Raw genomic sequence first — 2,740 nt, forward strand, 5'->3', positions numbered from 1 at the left:
GCGGGCCGCCCCGCCGCAGGCCGCCCTGGAGGCGGCCACCGCCGCCTGCTGGCAGCACGGCGCCGCGGCGGATGGCTGGCCTGTCGGCCAGGCGCTCACGGCCCTGGCACTGGCACGCCGGCTGGCACCGGGCTGAACCTCTTGCGCGGGGCGCCTGCCCCGGCATCGGCGCTTGTCCGACAGACGCCACAGGGTGCCAGCGGCTCCAATGACCCCACTGTCCCTGCCCCGCGTCCCCAGCCCGGAGGTCGCCACCATGAAACGCCCGTCGCGCATCCCCACCCCCGCTCTGGCAGCCTTCGTGCTGACCGTGTTGCTGGCGCTTGCTGCCAGCGTCACGACCCTGCTGCGCCACCAGTCCGTGCAGGTGGCGGATTCGCAGGTGCACAAGGCGATCGAGCAGCTGCTGCCGGCCGAGCTGCTGGATTGAAGCCAGCCTACGGCCCTCCGCGCAACCCGGGCCCGTCGCCGGTCCGTTCGCCACGCGCTGCGGCGCGCGGTACAGGGGTTTGGCCGACAGACGGGCCGCACTTTTCTTCCTAGCATCGGATCCCTCTACCGCCCTCTCCCCTGCCATCCCACAGGAGCACACCATGAGCGTCAAGCTGGCCATCATCTACTACTCGACCTACGGCACCACCCACCAGATGGCGCAGATCGCCGCCGAAGCCGCCCGCCAGGCGGGTGCCGAGGTGCGGCTGCTGAAGGTCGCGGAGACCGCGCCGCAGGAAGTCGTCGATGGCCAGGAAGCCTGGAAGGCCCAGCAGGACAAGACCGCCGACATTCCCACCGCCAGCGCGCAGGACATGGAATGGGCGGATGCCTACCTGGTCTCGGCCCCGACGCGCTTTGGCGTCATGGCCAGCCAGATGCGCGCCTTCATCGACACGCTCGGCGGCACGTGGTCCAAGGGCGGACTGGCCAACAAGGCGATCTCCGCCATGACCTCCGCACAGAACGCACATGGCGGACAGGAAACGACACTGCTGTCCTTCTATGTCACGGCCATGCACTGGGGCGCCATCGTGGTTGCGCCGGGCTACACCGACCCCGTCATCTTCAAGACAGGCGGCAATCCCTACGGCTACACCCACACCCAGGGCGCCGAATTCGACGACGACGCCAAGGCCGCCATCGGCCACCAGGCCCGGCGCCTGGTCGAGGTGGCGACCAAACTGCGGCGCTGACGACCCTTCAGCGCCCCGGCGTGTCCGCCCCGGCGGGGGGCGCGCCGCCCGCCTCCACCACCGCCACGCGCCGACGCAGTGCCCCGGCCGTGGCGCCATCCCCCACGGCCTCGGCGCGCTCGATGCGAAGCAGCAGCCACGCCAGCAACGGACGGCGCCAGCCTTCGCGGGAGGCCGTCTCGGTGGCCAGTTCCAGCGTCCCGGGCGTTGCCGTTCCCGCCTGCAGCGCCGCGCCCGCGGCGACCAGCCGGGCCAGCGGATCGCCGATCGCCGCGATGGCCCGCGGATCGGTCGCGGCCGCACGCTGCGCCGCCGGCAGCAGCTCCACCCCGCCCGCATCGGGCAGCCGCCCCGCGAGGTAGGCCGCATAGGCCCGCTCGGCCGGCTCCGCATCCACGCGCAGCGCCTCGAAGGCCGGGCACGCGCTGCCTTCCATGTCCAGGCTGGCCAGCAGCGCCGCGCAGCGCATCAGCTCCAGTCGCGCCAGCAGGGCCGGGTTGCCGGTGCGCGCCACCTCGGCGCGCGCGCGCTTCCATTCCTGGCCGGCCACGCGGCCGTCGCCCGACAGCCAGGCGCGCGTGGCGCGCTCGGCCGCGTCGTGGGCGTTCATCTTCCATTCGGGCGGCGCAGGCCGGGCCGCACAAGCTGCCAGGGCCAGCGCAGCCAGCAGCACCAGCGCGGCGCTGGCCAAAGATCGGGAACCACGGGCTTTCACGGCAGCTTCAACTCCTTGTCGCGTGCAAAGGGCCACTTGCGGTTGATCTCGTTGACCAGCCCTTCCACCTTGCGCAGGCTGGCCTCGACCTCGGCGCGCAACGCCCCGAGGTCGGTGCTCGCCTCGCGCGCATTCGCCCCCACCGCCTGGGCCTCGGCCAGCACCGCATCCACCTTCACCAGACTGGCGCGCGCATCCGCCAGCAGGCCATCGAGCTGCAGCACCGCGGCGCGTACCTCGGGCACCAGCCCGGGGTCGGAGCCTGCGCCGAACACCTGCCGCTCGGCCTTGGCGGCGATCGCATCCAGCCGCGCGAGCAGCTGGTTGGTGCGCTCGAGCGTGGCGATCACCTTGCGCGCCTCGGTCTCGTCGCCCGTGAGCACGGCCAGCAGCCCGCCCGGCGCGTTGATGCGCTCGGTCAGCGTGCGCACCTGGCCCAGGCTGGCGCCCAGGGCCGAATCCTGCGCCGTGAGGGCATTCAGGTTCTCCAGCAGCTGGCGCGCCGTCCCCATGAGCTGCGGGATCTCCGCCGTCGCATCGCCGCGCAGCACCGGCCGCTCCGCCCCGGCCGGCAGCGGCGGATCGTCCAGCATTCCGCTGTAGGCCTTGATGGTTGTGCCGCCGACGATGCCGCGCACCAGCGTGAACACGCTGGAGGTGCGCAGCCAATGCGCATCGCGGCGCGCGACGTCGATCAGGATGCGCACGCTGCCGTCCTCGGCCAGCTCGATGCGCCGCACCCGGCCGATGGGAAAACCCGAGAAGCTCATGTCCATGCCCACCGTCACGCCCTCAGAATCGTCGGTCGTGAGCACCAGCCGCTGCGTCGGCTCGAAGG

Annotated in this window: 4 protein-coding genes; 2 read left to right on the plus strand and 2 right to left on the minus strand. The window is 72.4% G+C overall.

Annotated features, from left to right (window positions below):
• Positions 1-256 precede the first annotated feature (256 nt).
• Positions 257-430, plus strand: coding sequence for a hypothetical protein (locus A612_RS17590; RefSeq protein WP_019375333.1), 174 nt, complete (start codon positions 257-259; stop codon positions 428-430).
• 163 nt (positions 431-593) lie between these two features.
• Entirely contained in the window at positions 594-1,187 is a 594-nt protein-coding gene (wrbA, locus tag A612_RS15410) for an NAD(P)H:quinone oxidoreductase (protein ID WP_019375334.1), read from the plus strand.
• Between the two features lie 7 nt (positions 1,188-1,194).
• On the opposite strand, the gene A612_RS15415 is transcribed toward wrbA, so the two are convergent.
• Positions 1,195-1,797 (minus strand): hypothetical protein, encoded by a 603-nt coding sequence (locus tag A612_RS15415; RefSeq protein ID WP_241209568.1) that lies wholly within the window; start codon positions 1,795-1,797, stop codon positions 1,195-1,197.
• Between the two features lie 101 nt (positions 1,798-1,898).
• The coding region (locus A612_RS15420; RefSeq protein ID WP_019375336.1) for an MlaD family protein at positions 1,899-2,740 on the minus strand (842 nt) is incomplete at its 5' end.

Origin of the sequence: Melaminivora alkalimesophila (genome assembly GCF_000282995.1) — a bacterium.
GTDB classification, from domain to species: Bacteria; Pseudomonadota; Gammaproteobacteria; order Burkholderiales; family Burkholderiaceae_C; genus Melaminivora; species Melaminivora alkalimesophila.